The organism is Streptomyces sp. NPDC097617, from assembly GCF_044761485.1.
Lineage (GTDB): Bacteria > Actinomycetota > Actinomycetes > Streptomycetales > Streptomycetaceae > Streptomyces.
The window spans coordinates 1-1,320 of the sequence record NZ_JBIWCL010000086.1; the positions used below are offsets into that span (position 1 = coordinate 1).

General features: G+C 67.5%; 1 protein-coding gene. It reads left to right on the forward strand.

Going from position 1 to position 1,320, the window contains the following annotated elements:
• The first annotated feature begins 233 nt into the window (after positions 1 to 233).
• The gene (locus ACIQZO_RS40505) at positions 234 to 1,298 is read left to right on the forward strand and encodes an IS110 family transposase (protein WP_403636439.1); all 1,065 of its coding nucleotides are present in this window, start codon (positions 234 to 236) and stop codon (positions 1,296 to 1,298) included.
• Positions 1,299 to 1,320 lie beyond the last annotated feature (22 nt).

The following is a 1,320-nucleotide window of genomic DNA, read 5'->3' on the forward strand; positions in this document are numbered from 1 at the left end:
ATCCCCGACTGTGAGGATGAGGCTGCACCGCTCGGGGGGTCTGACCCAATCCCCGATTGACGCTTCGGTTGTCCTCGCTCTGAATCGTCGGCCTCCCGAGCGGTGTCATTGCGTGTGCCGGCCAGCGATCGTGACCTCATAGAAGCTTGACCTACGTGGTCCCATCACAGTCGTGTCCGTCTGCGGGCCGGCACGCGCGAGCCCACTCGCCGCGCGGAAGGAACCCGGCCACCATGCCACAGCCCGTCGAGGTGATCGGTGGGATCGACACCCACACCGACGTTCACCAAGCCGCCGTCATCGACACCATCGGCCGGCACCTGGCCACCAAAGCCTTCCCCACAACGCCTGCGGGCTACCGCGACCTGCTGGAATGGCTGCAATCCCACGGCCAAGTGCTGGTGGTAGGCATGGAGGGGACAGGCTCCTTCGGTGCTGAACTCGGCCGCTACCTCCGAGCCAACCAGGTCGGCGTCATCGAGGTGGACCGACCCGATCGCCGGGCTCGCCGCGCGGCAGGGAAGTCGGACTCCATCGACGCCTACGCCGCCGCCACCGCGGTCCTCGCAGGCCGCGCCACCGGCATCCCGAAGAGCCGCGATGGCGCGGTCGAAGCGATCCGCGGATTGCGCGTGGTACGCGCCAGCGCCGTTAAGGCCCGCACCCAGACCATCAACCAGATCAAATCCCTGATCATTACCGCGCCTGCCGCGGTGCGCGAAGCACTGCGCTCGCTGACAACCACCGAACTGGTCCGACGGCTGGCCGCCAGCCGCCCCGGCACCGATCTCACCGACCCGGCCACAGCCGTCAAACTCGCCCTCAAACGCCTGGCCAGGCGGTACCGGCACTTGAGCGAGGAGATAGCGGAAGCGGACGGCGACCTGCGCCTCCTGATCACCCGCACGGCACCCGGCCTGCTCGCGCTGCAGGGCGTCGGGACCGAAACCGCCGGGCAGTTACTGGTCACCGCCGGGGACAACCCCGACAGACTCGCCTCAGAAGCCTCCTTCGCCCACCTGTGCGCAGCCGCGCCGGTGCCAGCCTCTTCCGGGCGCACCGACCGCCACCGACTCAACCGAGGCGGAGACCGCCAGGCCAACCGCGCGCTGCACACCATCGTGCTGGTCCGCATGCGCCACGACCCGCGCACTCGCGACTACGTAACACGACGCACCCAAGAGGGACTCAAGACGAAGGACATCTTCAGATGCCTCAAGCGTTTTGTCGCACGCGAGGTCTACCACCACCTCACCAGCGCATTCAGCGGAGCACCCCGGCTGTCTCCCACAGCTTGACGATCTATAGAAGCTTCAGAGC